The 12,694-nt window shown below is 64.0% G+C and carries 11 protein-coding genes; 6 read left to right on the top strand and 5 right to left on the bottom strand.

Translation table 11 applies throughout. The features are described from left to right. Window positions 1-49: 49 nt before the first annotated feature. On the bottom strand, window positions 50-1,255 hold the full coding sequence (locus tag SINAC_RS36565) for a cupin domain-containing protein (RefSeq protein ID WP_015250570.1): 1,206 nt from the start codon (window positions 1,253-1,255) through the stop codon (window positions 50-52). Window positions 1,256-2,035: 780 nt separating this feature from the next. Here SINAC_RS36565 and SINAC_RS36555 point away from each other — a divergent pair. Beyond that, a complete protein-coding gene (locus SINAC_RS36555; protein ID WP_015250568.1) occupies window positions 2,036-2,617 on the top strand; it encodes an ECF-type sigma factor in 582 nt (193 codons plus the stop codon). After that, window positions 2,614-4,515 carry a serine/threonine-protein kinase gene (locus SINAC_RS36550; RefSeq protein WP_015250567.1) on the top strand — a complete coding sequence of 634 codons (1,902 nt, stop codon included), beginning with the start codon at window positions 2,614-2,616 and terminating at the stop codon, window positions 4,513-4,515. The genes SINAC_RS36555 and SINAC_RS36550 overlap by 4 nt, the downstream gene beginning before the upstream one ends. Window positions 4,516-4,803: 288 nt before the next feature. Here the strand turns inward: SINAC_RS36550 and SINAC_RS36545 are convergent, their stop codons facing one another. Beyond that, on the bottom strand, window positions 4,804-5,940 hold the full coding sequence (locus SINAC_RS36545; protein WP_015250566.1) for an FAD-dependent oxidoreductase: 1,137 nt from the start codon (window positions 5,938-5,940) through the stop codon (window positions 4,804-4,806). Between the two features lie 131 nt (window positions 5,941-6,071). Here SINAC_RS36545 and SINAC_RS36540 point away from each other — a divergent pair, with 131 nt between their 5' ends. Then, window positions 6,072-6,905, top strand: a complete 834-nt coding sequence (locus SINAC_RS36540) for an AraC family transcriptional regulator (protein WP_015250565.1) — start codon at window positions 6,072-6,074, stop codon at window positions 6,903-6,905. Between the two features lie 11 nt (window positions 6,906-6,916). On the opposite strand, the gene SINAC_RS40755 is transcribed toward SINAC_RS36540, so the two are convergent. Continuing rightward, the gene (locus tag SINAC_RS40755; protein ID WP_015250564.1) at window positions 6,917-7,090 is read right to left on the bottom strand and encodes a hypothetical protein; all 174 of its coding nucleotides are present in this window, start codon (window positions 7,088-7,090) and stop codon (window positions 6,917-6,919) included. Window positions 7,091-7,432: 342 nt separating this feature from the next. On the opposite strand from SINAC_RS40755, the gene SINAC_RS36535 reads away from it, so the two are divergent. Beyond that, window positions 7,433-8,572: a hypothetical protein gene (locus tag SINAC_RS36535; RefSeq protein ID WP_015250563.1), complete on the top strand. Its 1,140-nt coding sequence runs from the start codon at window positions 7,433-7,435 to the stop codon at window positions 8,570-8,572. 103 nt (window positions 8,573-8,675) lie between these two features. On the opposite strand, the gene SINAC_RS36530 is transcribed toward SINAC_RS36535, so the two are convergent. Then, window positions 8,676-9,116: a hypothetical protein gene (locus SINAC_RS36530; protein ID WP_015250562.1), complete on the bottom strand. Its 441-nt coding sequence runs from the start codon at window positions 9,114-9,116 to the stop codon at window positions 8,676-8,678. A 296-nt stretch (window positions 9,117-9,412) separates the two neighbouring features. Further along, window positions 9,413-9,592, bottom strand: coding sequence for a hypothetical protein (locus tag SINAC_RS36525; RefSeq protein WP_015250561.1), 180 nt, complete (start codon window positions 9,590-9,592; stop codon window positions 9,413-9,415). Between the two features lie 115 nt (window positions 9,593-9,707). Here SINAC_RS36525 and tilS point away from each other — a divergent pair, with 115 nt between their 5' ends. Beyond that, window positions 9,708-11,129, top strand: a complete 1,422-nt coding sequence (gene tilS / locus SINAC_RS36520) for a tRNA lysidine(34) synthetase TilS (protein WP_015250560.1) — start codon at window positions 9,708-9,710, stop codon at window positions 11,127-11,129. Window positions 11,130-11,208: 79 nt separating this feature from the next. Continuing rightward, the gene (locus SINAC_RS36515) at window positions 11,209-12,534 is read left to right on the top strand and encodes a glycosyltransferase family 39 protein (RefSeq protein WP_020467151.1); all 1,326 of its coding nucleotides are present in this window, start codon (window positions 11,209-11,211) and stop codon (window positions 12,532-12,534) included. Window positions 12,535-12,694 lie beyond the last annotated feature (160 nt).

The following is a 12,694-nucleotide window of genomic DNA, read 5'->3' as shown; positions in this document are numbered from 1 at the left end:
CGTGCGGAACTGGCCACCCTTTCCCTCGCCCTCTGATTTTGGAGGCACATCAAGGCTGTTGCGATTCGGGCTGCTTCGTCGCTCCGTCCTTGTCCGCGATGAACACGTCGTGGTGTGGAAATTTCTCGACCAGTGAGGCCGGCTTGCTGAAGTTGGTGGCCAGTACGTCGACCGGGTTCCCGGCGATCCACTGCGACAGGTCGATCGTCTCGTAAGTGCCGGTATTGAACCCGAGCAGAGTGCGGGACGGCGTGTCGCCGATATTTTCGATCGAGTGCCCGTACCCTTGCGGGATGTAGCCAACGTCCCCCTTCTCAAGGATCTCGGTCCGATACCGGCCACCGGAGCCGAACAGGGTGATGCTGACCTTCCCCTCGATGATGTACTGCCACTCGTCTGCGGTCGGATGCCAGTGGAGTTCGCGCAACGCCCCCGGGTCGAGGTCGAGGATCACCCCCGTGACCGTCTTCGAGATCGGGAACCGGCTGGAATCCACCCGCCACTCGCGGCCCCCTTTGAAGATGCCGTGCGGGGTTTGGGCGAGGAGTTCATACTTGTGCGTCAGCGGCGGCAGCTTGTACCCTCGGAGTGGGGAGGCCGGCTCTTCCGGCGGCACTGCGCCTCGGGCGAAGTACACTTCCTCCTTGGGGAACCCGTCGAAGGCCGACTCGGGGAGGCCGAAGTTTTTGGCCAGGAGCGGCTTCGGGACGTGGCCAATCCAGTCGGTGATACTGAACGTGCCGAACTCCGAGAAGTAGCCGTTGTCGAAGATCAGGATGAAGTGCGTGGGTTGGTGTCCCAGGCATTCGAGCATGTGACCGTGACCGCGAGGGAAATACCACACATCTCCCGGACCAAAGTCGTTGGTCTCGGCGTTTCCTTGCGGGTCGATGACCGTCGTCCGAACCCGCCCCTCGATCACAAACGCCCACTCGGCTGCGGTGGCGTGCCAGTGCAGCTCGCGCATCGCCCCCGGCTCGAGCTTCATGGAGACTCCCGCGATCCCCTTGGAGATCGGCAACTGCTTGACGGTGGCTTCCTTACCGTAGCTGTTGCCGATCACCTTCCCGGTCGACTTCTCCAGGGCGAACTTGAAGGTCGGCAGATCCTCGCCGGCCAGCAGCGGGTCGGGAACGTTGTTCATGAAGCTCGGGTCGCCCGCCTCCGCCCGCTTGGTTCCGACCAGAGCCGCGGTCGTAGCGGCCGCAAACGCGGCGGCCCCTGCCAGGAAGTCCCTGCGTTGGAAGTCGGACATCTCAGATCTCCTCGTTCGGAAAAATGGGAGTGATTGGGGAACGGCGGTTTTGGGGAGAAGGGTGAAGTTCACCGAGGTAGTGGTACGACGCTTGGTTCGCGCTCATTGCGCAAGCCCGTTGAGCCACGCTTTGGGATGCCGGAAGCGTCGCCGCTTCGGTCCCGCGAAGCGAAAAGGGGGGGAGAGAGTCCTGTGGAGGTCGTGCCTCTACCTTTGGATTCACTCGATGCCGTGCCCACGATCCCCCCGTTTGCAAACTGTTGGTGCGGGGTGGAGGCTCACGCTAATGATCGAGTTTCCGGCTTTCCTGAGGCGGAATCCAGAGGCCAGTTTCAGAACGATCTGTTAGTGGCGAGAGGCGGAGAGCGGTTTACCTCCCGACGGAGAAATCCTGTTGGCGATCGAGACGGAACGCGATAAAAGGTCAGAGTTTAGGGAACAAAGATCGCGCCGTCGCTCGAACTCTGCGAATTCGTCGAACGGATGCGAAGATCCGAAGCCCAGCAAGTGTCCGACCCCAGCAATGAGCCTCCAGGCAAGACCCAGAGCCAAGGGCAGGAACGCCAGCCCGAGAGACCAGAGCACGAGTGTGAGCATCGTCCGCTTCCTTCCGTAGCCGCCCCTGTCGGGCCGGCGATAAGTACCTCAGTGGACGCGCGCTTGGGCGGGCCACTTGCCCCACTCCGGGCAGCTTCATGGGGGCTCCGCTCCTTGTCCCCTATGGAGGCCTGCGAATAATGTCGAGGGAACCCTTCATTGATTTCGAGGGGAGGAGGGGGAATGGAGGCTGAGGTGCGGGGTGAGTTGACGTTCATCCTCGGGCGGGCTCGAGCCGGGGACGAGCGCGCCAGGGGCGAGGTTCTCGCTCTGGTCTATGACGAGCTGCGCCACGTCGCCTCACATTTGATGCGCAAGGAGCGAACCGACCATACCCTGCCCCCCACCGCCGTCGTTCACGAGGCCGTGATGCGGCTGCTGGGCGACGCGGTCTTCGACAAGGCGGTGGACCGGAACTACCTGTACGCGTCGGCCGCGCGGGCGATGCGCGAGGTTCTCATCGACCATGCACGACGGCGGGCTGCCGACCGGCGTGGCGGGGGTTGGCAGCGGATGCCGTTAGATCATCTGGTGGACTACTTTACGGATCAGGGTTTGGATGTCGTCGCGGTTCACGAGGCCCTCGACCGGTTGGCCGAGCGGAACGAACGCCAGGGGCAAGTCATGACTCTGAGATATTTTGGCGGGTTCACCGTGCCTGAGGTTGCCGAGGCGCTGGGGGTCTCGGTGGTCACCGTCGAACGGGATTGGCGGCTCGCGCGGGCCTGGCTCCAGGGGCAGCTTCAGGAGGGAGAAATGAAATGACACCGGATCGGTGGCGTCAGATCGGTGATCTTTTCGACGCCTCGCTCCAACTCGCTCCCCCCGAGCGGGATGCCTGGCTTCGACGGGCCTGCGGCCAAGACGACGAGCTTCGGGCCGAGGTCGACCGCCTTCTGGCCCAGGATGAGCAGGCGGATCGGACCGCGTTCCTGCCACTCCCCGAGTCGACTCCCCAGCCTCTCGATCGGACGGGGGACTGGCCCTCCCGGGGCGGCAGTTCTCCAACGAGGGAGCTCAACCCGATCGATCGCCTTCAGCCAGGATTCATCGACGACACTGGTGGCTTCACCCCCAAGGCGGCCATCGTTGTGGGGACGGGACCGCCCCCGGTCTCCGAGCCGCGATCGGTGGTGCGCGCTCGTCTGCGCGAACTGCCGATCATCTACATCCTCATCCTGGGGATGGCGACCGTCTGGAGAAGCATCGTCATCGCGGGGGATGACGACCTCACGATCTATTACCTCGACGTGATCGTCATCGTGGCCCTCGGGGGTATCATCGCCCTGCTCTGGAGCCGGTGGCCCCTCTCGCTCGCCTGTCTCAAAACCCTGGAGCTGGGCATGATCGGGATGCTCGCGGGGCGTCTCGCCATCGTCCAGTATCGGCTGATGCTCGTGTTCTCCCTGCGCAACGATCGGATGATGGCGCAGCTCACGATGAAGAACATCGTTCTCCTCACCTCGATCCTGATCCTGACCTATGGGCTCTACGTGCCCAAGAGCTGGCGGCGGACTTCAGTGGTGGTGGGGCCGCTGGCGCTGCTCCCCTTCACGATCCTCTTCGTACTCGCCATGCAGTATCCGGCAGCGATGGGTTGGCTCTGGGAAGGGTGGCGGGGAAGCAAGACCCATCGGATCTGGCTGTTCGGCTTCGATGCGATCATTCTGTTGGTCCTGGCCGTCGGCTCCACGTTCGGAGCTCGCACGATTTCCAGGCTGCGCCGCCAGGTTGCCGAGGCTCGCCAACTCGGCCAGTATCGCCTGCGGCAGCGGATCGGCTCCGGTGGAATGGGAGAGGTCTACCTTGCCGAGCACCAGCTCCTCAAGCGTCCTTGCGCCCTCAAGTTGATTCGGCCGGAAGAAGTGGCCGACCCCAATGCCCTGGCGCGGTTCGAACGCGAGGTTCAGCTCACCGCCACACTCTCGCATCCGAACACCGTGGAAGTCTTCGACTACGGCAGGACCGAAGACGGGACTTATTATTATGTCATGGAGTATCTCCCGGGCCTGAGCCTGGCCGAGTTGGTCGAGCGGCACGGCCCGGTTCCGCCCGAACGGGCCGTCTACCTGCTCCGGCAGGTCTGCCTGGCGCTTCGCGAGGCGCATGGGGTCGGCCTGATCCATCGCGACGTCAAACCGTCGAACATCTTTGCGGCCCGTCGCGGTGGGATGGACGACGTGGCCAAGCTGCTCGACTTCGGCCTTGTCCGGCCCACGCCGGTGGCGACGACGCCTCGGACCTCCCAACTGAGTCGTGAGGGGCAGATCCTCGGTACGCCGCTGTTCATGTCGCCCGAGCAGGCGCGGGGGGGCCTGGAGTTGGATGAGCGGAGCGACATCTACTCGCTCGGCGCGGTGGCCTACTTCCTGCTGGCCGGTCGGCCGCCGTTCGACGAGGACAACGAGATCGGCGTGATCATCGCGCACGCCCGCGACCCTGTGATCCCCCCGTCACAGGTCCGTGCCGGCATCCCCGAGGACGTCGAACGCGTCGTGCTGCGATGCCTGGCCAAAGATCCGACCGACCGATACCCGGACGCGGAAAGCCTGGAGCGGGCCCTGGGCGAATGTGCTTGCGCGGGGGAGTGGGACCAGGGCTGGGCGAGCCGTTGGTGGCGAGGTGCAGGGGAAGCACAGGCGATTTCGACGAGCGCCAGTTGAGTCTCCGAGCAGGAGAATTCGCACGAGTATACCTGGCTATGGCATCGATGACTTTGAACGGCCTACAACGAGGTATGGCGGTCCCCTCCCTGGGCCTCATCCCTCCAGTCTACGGGCCGAAGCGAATGTTCTGAACCGTTGTTCGTGGATGGGCTCTCCCTTGGTCAACTGTTTGCCGGCCGCTTGAAAGCCGCCTGTCATGATTGCATCGGCTTGGAATTCTGCACGAGGCCCGATTCCTGTCAGGGGCACTCGCCGAAGGGCCCGATTTGCTGTCGTGCAGGGAAATTAATTGTCGGCATGGTTATTGACGAAGAAGTCAACCAGGCTCTGGGGCGCGTTGGGACCGAGCAGCTTCTCAAAGAGCACTTCGTCCCCCGCTGCAGCCGCCGCCTCGCCGCGGAGAAAGAGCTCCTTTTCATACGCGACAAGCGCGGCCTCGATGTCGCCGGGATTGGCGGCGATGGCCTTCCCAAGTTCGGCGCCGTCGAACATCGCGAGGTTGGCCCCTTCGCCATTTGGCGGCATCAGGTGTGCCGCATCGCCGAGCAGCGTCACCCCTGGCACCCGATCCCATCTGTGCGTGACCGGGAGCGCGTGGATAGGGCGAGGCACCGGGTCGGTCTCTCCGTCGGTGATGAGCGCCGTCAGCTCCGGTGCCCAGCCGTCGAACTCCTTGGCGACGCTGGCCAAGGCGGTCGCCGGATCGGTGAAGTCGATGCCGTCAATCCAGTCCCTCGGCTTGCTCAACTCCACATACGTGTGCAGCACGCCCTTGGGTTCGCGGTGCGCGAAGATGCCTTTACCCGGCGACAGTGCCATCATCGAACCGCCGCCGACTGCTTCCGCGCTCGCCTTGTGGCGGGAGTCGGCGTCAAATAGGTAGGTCTCAATGAACACCATGCCGACATAGGCTGGCTTTGCCTCGGTAACGAGCGGACGAACCTTAGACCAGGCACCGTCTGCGCCCACGAGGAGGTCTGTAGTCACCGTAGAGCCGTCAGCAAAGGTCAGAACGTGCCGCCCGCCGCCAAGCGGAGAAACCGCTGTCACCTTGCATCCCCAGCGGACCGTATCGGCGGGGAGCGAGTCGAGCAGAATCCGACGAAGGTCTCCTCTGGGCACCTCAGGTCGGCCGCCCGAGCCGTCGTCGGGTTTGGCAAACAGGACGGTTCCGTCCTTGTCGATTACCCGAATTTCCTGACCGCCCTCGTGGATGATCTCGAGGAACTTATCGAAGAGTCCCGCCGCCTTGAGTGCGAGCTGCCCGTTCTCTTCGTGGATATCGAGCATGCCTCCCTGCGCCCGCGCGTTCGCCGAGGCCTCCGCTTCGAAGACTGTAGCCGCGATGCCGTGAACATGGAGCACCCGGGCAAGAGTCAGGCCACCGAGCCCGGCGCCGATGATCGCGATTTGAGTGTCCATCCTGATCCCTCCCTGGTTTATGGCCGGAATCTCCGTGGCTTGGACGATAACCTGTTCCCTCCTTGACCACATCAGGACGTTCTGCCAACTTGTATCGAATTCCAGCCACGAGGGTTCAGGAGGTCTTCGGGATGGTTCTTATGCAGATGCACGAATCTGGTGACGAACGAGCCGATCCTGACCGAATGTCTCGGCCGGTGATGGCAGGTCGCACCGACTTCGTGACCGGCCCCAGTGGAATGGCGTTGGTCGATCACCATCACCGCATGGCCCAGATGGTCTACGTGGCCCGCGGCGTGTTGACGTGCGAAGTGTCGCAGGGATTGTGGATCGTACCGCCGCAGTGCGCCGTCTGGATCCCCGGCGGCACGCGGCACGTCGTCAAAGGCGTCGGGACCATTGAGGTCTACTCCCTGTTCGTGGACCCGGCCTCGGCCCCGACCATGCCGGATGCCTGTTGCACCGTCTCCGTCTCGTCGCTGCTGCGTGAACTCCTCCTTCGATTCGCCGGGATTCCCGCCTTGTATGCCGTCGAAGGAGCGGAATCACGCCTCGCGATGGTGTTGCTCGATGAGCTTGCCGCTGCACCCATAGAGAAGCTGCATCTCCCGATGCCTTCGGACGACCGCCTGCGGAAAATCGCGGATGCGATGGCAGCCAATCCTTCCGATAGGGCGTCTGTGCAGGAGTGGGCGGAGCGCATCGAGGTCAGTGAGCGGACCCTCAGCCGCCTCGTGCTTCAGGAGACCGGCATGAGTTTTGGGCGCTGGCGGCAGCAGCTTCACATCAGCCTGGCCCTGCAATGGCTCTCCCAGGGCAAGCCGGTCCAATCGGTTGCCACAGACCTGGGTTATGAAAGCGCGAGCAGCTTCGTATTTATGTTCCGCAAGGTGTTGGGCTCTTCCCCGGCACGATACATGACGCAGAGACTGGCAGGATCGTCGAACGCCGCCCAAATGCGATAAGTCGCATCCGGCTACGGTTTGCCGGACAAACCGTTGAAGATATCAAGGGGCACCCCGAGATCGCGCTGGGTCCTGAGGTAAGCGACCTTGATGCCGCTGAACTGGCCGTCCCGTTGGCAATCGAGGACCGACCGCCTGATGCCGGACACGTAGAGAGCCGTCTCGAGGATGCCGCCGAGCTGCATGGCCAATCCCCCTTTCGGTCAATCGGTGATCTCAACCCACTTCGGTGCGTAGTCGCTGGTCTTTTCCATCGTTCGTACCTTGCGGTCCACGCCCTCCGCCTATCCCATTGAATCCCTGGTCATTCCGACTTGGCAATCCGATCGAGCAATTCTCCGCCGTCGATCCCACCCTTGGGTCGTCTGCTCGGGCGGACTCCAATGTCCATGCGAGACGTGCTGAAGGGCCGTCTTACTTAGTTAGTTGACATGGCCCGTCCTGGAGACGACAATTGTAAGAGGTAAGGCTTCTGGGAGAGGTGATCCCGGGGGCACCATGCTTGGCTCTTCGGTTGGGGCTTGGCTATGCGACTCGTGTTGAGCTTGATGGTTCGGCTGATCGTCGCCATTGCGATCACCCTTACGGTTGTCGCCGTTCCCTTGGGTCGTCACAACCTGCGGTATCAGGAGGGGCGCCGGCTGGAGGCCCCTCGGTTCCAGCCGTTCAACGGTTTTCTCTTCGGTGTCGCCGACTCTCTTTTTCGGGTTCTGGACCTCGAGACCGGCACCACCAAGCCCATCCGGCTCGCCGATGGGGGGCACTTGATGCATGCCGCATGCTCCCCTTGGCGGGACGGACAAGGGCGTACGCATGTCGTCGGGGTCTGGACGTCGGCCGCCGCTGCCGGCCCCCAGGTGGTCGGACTCGCGCGGTATGCCCTGCCCACGGGTGAGCTTCTTGACCAGGTTGACGGGTTGGTGTCGATGCCGAACGATTGTCCTTGCTGGTTCCCGGACACGACGCTCCAGGCCTTGTTCGCAGGGGGGGACGGGGAGCTCTATCGCGTCTCGTTCGAGTCGTCGCGAGGGGGGCGGGTCTCAGGAAATGCGAGCGACATTGCCCCCACGCCCGTGGCCTGGCCTGAGAGGTTGGCCCTGCCCGGTTCTCCGAAGCTTTCCGAACTGACCTGGCCGATCGATCCGCGATTGGGGCGAAGGCTCATCGCCACACTCACCTATTCGAACTGGGACAGTACCGCGCGAAAACAGCCGCGATCGCAACTCTGGTGGCTCCGGCTCACCCCCGATGGCTCGGCGATCGTGGAAGGGGGCCGGCTCATTCGGTCGTGCCCCGCCTCTCGAGAGAGCGAGCAGGTCCGTGAGGAGCGACTGGCTGCGGTTTCGTCCGCTGTGGACGGCCGCCTGATGGTGGCCTACTTGGTTCGTCGCGGAGCGAGGTCGGAACTCGATTTGCAACTGGCTCCGCTGACCATCGACCCGGCGACCGGGAACCCTTGGGTCGACGAGGCCGATGCCGTGACGTGTGCCAGGAACCGCACCTTCGCTCCGCTAGCGTTCTCAAGTGATGGATGCTGGATCTATTCCTTCGCCCGATGGCCACTGAGCCCCGCGAGTCTCGAGCGGTTCTCCGTCGTTAATCTTCTCCACAAACGCATGCAACGGTTCGCTGTCACGATGCGTTCGGCGGATCTCGGGACTCACTGAGGGCGCAGGTTCGGCCTCACCCGGCGCGATCGGTTTCACTCCCGGTGGGGCCGCCAGACAGGCCATTCACCTCGGCCAGCGGCGAACGTAGGGCTCGTTCCTTTCACATGTCCGCGTTGAGGGCCAGGCCGGCGAGTTCACCGTTGCTCCTGGTTCCGAAAGCGACGCCCCCCAAGCCCGTGGCTCCCTTATAGACGCCGGTGCCGCCGGTGATCTTGTAGGAGTCGGCTCGGATCGTGATTTTGACCGACCCCTGGGTGTTCGCCAGGGTGAGGTTGCCCCGGTACGAGTGGTTGCCGGCGCGAACCGTATCGGTCACGCTGCCGCTGGTTTGAACGGCCCCCATCGCCGCGAGTCCGCCGGCGCCTTGGAAGTTGTAGACGTACGCCGAGCGGCCGGTGGGCTTGGGCGCCGACCAGGCGTCATGCCTCATCAACGGTCCGGTCAAATCCACGAATTTCCGCTGCAACGGGTGGAGAGCCGAGAGCAGAACCCGAGAGTCCATCATTTCCACTTGCGGCCGCATCTCGTGCTTCGGAGACATCGTTTGTCCTACCACGGGCCCGAGCATTTCGCTCAATCCATAAGAATCCTCTGCTTCGTATCGGCCCGAAATGGCTGCTTCTCTAGCTTTCGTGTACTACCTCGGCATACGCAGTTGGCCTGATTTGACGATTCGGTGGTTTTGGTTGGCCTGGTGGACTGCGTGGCGTTCAGCGAACCATTCCGAAAAAAACGAGTGTTCGGTCGAGCGTGACGCTCTTGAGCGTCCGGATGTGAGAAGCAGGTCCGTCAGTGCTAAGATGGAGGCCGACGGGCCTTTCTTTATTTTTTGAGTTTTTAGGTCTGGTGCTCCTTGCGGACTCCCTTAAACGGTTGTCCATCCTTCTTCTGAGCCATGAATCGGCCCGTCTCGGTGTCTCGCTTGGTGTAGCGTTCGGTCAGGGTGTTCGCGACCTGGGAACGCTTGCGGACGGCTCCTTTGCGATGGCCGTCGCCCGGGGGTGGATTGGTGGCCATGATTGCTCTCTCCCTTTGATTCTCCCGATGATTGAAGACACAAACATCCAAATAGCTATCACCTGCAAATGCGGCGCCGAATTTGGCGGTCGGCGGGGTTGGAAAGGGGTTTTTTGTGTCGGCAGAGTGGCAAGAGGGTGTGCGACGCCGGCTGGCGGATTGGGTTGACTCCGGGCTCGGGACCGGCTGGGTGGTGGCCGTCTCCGGGGGAGGGGACAGCGTGGGCCTGCTGCGGGTGCTTCACCGGTTCGGTCCGGAGCTGGGGCTTCGGCTTTCCGTGGCGCACCTGGATCATGGGGTCCGGGGTGAGGCGGGCCGGGAGGATGCAAGGTTCGTGGCGGAGTTGGCCGGGACGTTGGATTTGCCGGTGGACCTGGGGCAGTGGAGCCCGAGTCGCGCGGGGCACTTCGAGGCTGATGCCAGGGGAGCGCGTTATGCCTGGCTGGCCGAGGTCGCGCAGGCGCGAGGGGCTTCAGTCGTGGCGGTCGGCCACACTCGCGACGACCAGGCCGAGACGATCCTCCATCGGATTGTGCGCGGGACTGGTCCCCGTGGTCTTGCGGGCATTCCGTCGCGGCGTCCCTTGGCGGCGGGGATTACGCTTGCACGTCCTTTTTTGAAGGTGGCGCGCGAGGAGGTTCGCGGCCTGCTCGGGGCGCTTGGCCAGCCTTATCGCGACGACGCCAGCAACAACGACCAGTCGCGAACCCGGGCCCGGATTCGCCATGACCTGCTTCCCAAGCTCGCGGCCGAGTACAACCCGAAGGTGGCCGAGGCCCTGGTGCGCCTGGGAGAGCTGGCAGCGGCCTCCGATCGGAGTGACCGCCGCCGCGTGCTCGAGATGGTCCGGGTCGCCACGATCGAGGCCAACTCGGCGGAAGTGTCGCTGGACCGCGCGGCCCTGGGGCGATTTTCGAGGTTCCACCGCACGGAAGTTCTCCGGTTCGCCTGGCGGCGGGCCGGGTGGCCCGAGGCCAGCATGAGCGCCGAGCGCTGGCGGCGGCTGGCCGACCTGGTGCGGCAGGCTGATGCGCGGAGTCTGGTCTTCGGGGGGATCGAGATCCTTTTTGCTCCGGAGACCTTGGTCCTGAGACGGCGCGCGGGGTCCGTCGGAACGGATTGTCCGCCCGTTCCCGAGGTGCCGGTACCGCTCGAACTGCCCGGCTCGGTCCCTTGGGGCGATGGCCGGGTCGTTACGACTCTCGATCCCGACGCCCCGCGCGATGAGACCCTGGACCTCGACCGACTTGTCGCTCCGCTCTCCGTCCGCGCTCCCTTGCCGGGCGACCGATTCCAACCGCTCGGTATGGGGGAGCAGACCACCCCCTTGAATGACTTTTTCCGGGGCAGGCGCGTCCCTCGTGAGGCGCGTGGGCGGATCCCTCTCGTCTGTGACCGCCTCGGAATCGTCTGGGTGGTCGGCCATCGAATTGCCCACCGTGTCCGCCTGACTGCGCCGACGGGTCGGACAGTCGGGCTGAGGTGGGAGGCCGATGCGGCCGGGGCCGGGGTGGTGGTGGAACGAGGTTGCGATTGACCCTACCCGCGGCTTTGGCGTACGATCCGGCGCCCCTCGGACTCGTCCCCTGAACGACCACCCTTCTTTTCGGCATCCCATGGCAGAACCCAGGGCGATCGAACGATTTGCGTCGCTGGCCCTGGTTCTCGAATGGGCCTTCGGGCTGCGCGTGCTGGCGGCTGACCTGGTGCAGTGGTACACCCAGCGCAAGGGGGTTTTGTGCGTCTTCCCCGACACCAAGGCCTACTGGTATCTCGCGGGGACGATCCGCGATGGAGCGCCTTACGAGGTGCTCGACTGGGGGGAGATTCCACATTTCGCACTCAGGACGCCGGGCTATCCGCTCTTTCTTGCGGCCTGCCGCTTCTTATTCGGCGATCGCCCGATCGCGGTCCGGCTGGTCCAGGCTGGGCTCGGGGTCCTCTGCGTCTGGCTGGTCTACCGGCTGACCGGCCAGTTCGTGCCCGAGAGGGAAGGGGAGGAGCGACGGAGGTGGACGCCCCCCTTGGTGGCGGCGGCCCTGGTGGCGTTCCACCCTTACTTCATCGTGACCTCGGCTCTGATCTTGACCGAGGCGCTGTTCTTGCCGCTGATGCTCTTCGGACTCTGGGCGCTGGCGGTGCTCTGGGCCGGCGACGACCTGACACCCAGGCGATACCAACGAGCCTGGGCGCTGGGGGCTGGTTTGGCCTGGGGAGCCGCCGTTTTGGTGCGTCCCTCATGGGCCTTGTTCCCGCCCACAGCGCTGCTGGTCTGGGTCGTTGCGAGCGGCCGTGGTCAGCGGGTTGCAGCGATCCGTTGGGCGGGCCTGGTCGTGCTGGGGGGCTTGATTGTCATGGCCCCTTGGTGGGTGCGCAACGAGCGGCTGTTCGGCCGGTTCGTGCCGACGGCGATCTGGACGGGTGCCAGCCTCTACGATGGGCTCAACCCCCGGGCGACCGGGGCCAGCGACATGGATTTCATGAACGAGCCCGAACTCTGGCCGCTCGACGAGGAGACGCAGGACGCCTTGCTGCGCGATCGCGCTTTGGCGTTCGTTCGCGCTCGGCCGGGCCGGGCGCTCGGGCTGGCGGTCGTCAAGTTCGCGCGGTACTGGAGCCCTTGGCCCAATGCCGAATCCTTCCGCTCGCCACTCGTCACGTTGGCCAGCGCCTCGTTCACGATCCCTTTGTTTGTTTTGATGGCGCGCGGCCTCTGGGATCGTCGTCGCGATCCCCGCGCTTTGGTCATCCTGGCCGGCCCCTTGCTTTACTTTTGTGCTTTGCACATGGTCTTCGCCAGCTCGATGCGTTACCGCATCCCCGCCGAAATGCCGGCCATGGCGCTGGCTGCGATCGGTGCCTCGAGGGGGAGCCACCGTCTGGCTCGCGATCGAAATCGATCAGAGTCTGTCGCAGAAGGCGAATCGCACCGGAGTTTTTGATAACCTTCCGGGTGCCATGCGGTTCCGTACTCGGAACCCATGCGGGAATGCCTTGGCCTGTGGAGCACGGGGTCCGAGTACGGAACCCGTGGCACCCAAACGTCCCTTTTCCCCGGTGAAGCCTGGCCTTCCGAGACAGGCACTCAGTCGTTGAATGGAA

Source organism: Singulisphaera acidiphila DSM 18658, from assembly GCF_000242455.2.
GTDB lineage: Bacteria > Planctomycetota > Planctomycetia > Isosphaerales > Isosphaeraceae > Singulisphaera > Singulisphaera acidiphila.
Note: the sequence above shows the minus strand (reverse complement) of the source record. Positions and strands in the feature narration are given on the sequence as shown.

Bases quoted from the DNA above. Each gene is read 5' to 3' on its own strand.
- SINAC_RS36545 (WP_015250566.1), bottom strand. From the start codon at position 5,940: ATGGACACTCAAATCGCGATCATCGGCGCCGGGCTCGGTGGCCTGACT.
- SINAC_RS36550 (WP_015250567.1), top strand. From the start codon at position 2,614: ATGACACCGGATCGGTGGCGTCAGATCGGTGATCTTTTCGACGCCTCG.
- SINAC_RS36540 (WP_015250565.1), top strand. From the start codon at position 6,072: ATGGTTCTTATGCAGATGCACGAATCTGGTGACGAACGAGCCGATCCT.
- SINAC_RS36555 (WP_015250568.1), top strand. From the start codon at position 2,036: ATGGAGGCTGAGGTGCGGGGTGAGTTGACGTTCATCCTCGGGCGGGCT.
- SINAC_RS36565 (WP_015250570.1), bottom strand. From the start codon at position 1,255: ATGTCCGACTTCCAACGCAGGGACTTCCTGGCAGGGGCCGCCGCGTTT.
- SINAC_RS36525 (WP_015250561.1), bottom strand. From the start codon at position 9,592: ATGGCCACCAATCCACCCCCGGGCGACGGCCATCGCAAAGGAGCCGTC.
- SINAC_RS36535 (WP_015250563.1), top strand. From the start codon at position 7,433: ATGCGACTCGTGTTGAGCTTGATGGTTCGGCTGATCGTCGCCATTGCG.
- SINAC_RS40755 (WP_015250564.1), bottom strand. From the start codon at position 7,090: ATGCAGCTCGGCGGCATCCTCGAGACGGCTCTCTACGTGTCCGGCATC.
- SINAC_RS36515 (WP_020467151.1), top strand. From the start codon at position 11,209: ATGGCAGAACCCAGGGCGATCGAACGATTTGCGTCGCTGGCCCTGGTT.
- SINAC_RS36530 (WP_015250562.1), bottom strand. From the start codon at position 9,116: ATGTCTCCGAAGCACGAGATGCGGCCGCAAGTGGAAATGATGGACTCT.